This is a genomic window from Pseudomonas sp. HY2-MNA-CIBAN-0224, assembly GCF_040310285.1.
GTDB lineage: Bacteria > Pseudomonadota > Gammaproteobacteria > Pseudomonadales > Pseudomonadaceae > Aquipseudomonas > Aquipseudomonas helleri.
Genome location: NZ_JBEOPQ010000232.1, coordinates 1 through 385, shown reverse-complemented (window position 1 = coordinate 385; position 385 = coordinate 1). Strand labels below are relative to the sequence as shown.

The following is a 385-nucleotide window of genomic DNA, read 5'->3' as shown; positions in this document are numbered from 1 at the left end:
GGCTTTATCCCAGCTAAGAAGCTTAAAATGGGTCCTTTTAACGAAAGCTACTATACGATGAACCAGTGGTACAACTGGAACCTAAACAAAGACTTTAAAAGCAGCTTTATACAACAAAGTAAATTTGAAACAACGACGATTAATGACAATACGCCCTCTACTATCGCCTCTAAAAATACTACATCTCATACTGTATCTAATAACAGCCACTTCGATTATCGTCAGCATATGCCAACTATTACCACGCCTATCTATGCGATCAGTGCCAAAGGTGACCATTTCATTTCGCCAACCCGTGGCTGTCAGTTGTTTTTTGACAAGTTCGCTAACCCTCACAACGTCTTTCGTGAATACGCAATCAACCATGGCGATTTGGACGATTATA

The 385-nt window shown here is 40.3% G+C and carries 1 protein-coding gene; it reads left to right on the top strand.

Annotation, left to right across the window (positions count from 1 at the left end):
• Positions 1-27: 27 nt before the first annotated feature.
• Positions 28-385: hypothetical protein (locus tag AAEZ03_RS26170; RefSeq protein WP_350582668.1), on the top strand; the 358-nt coding region annotated here is incomplete at its 3' end.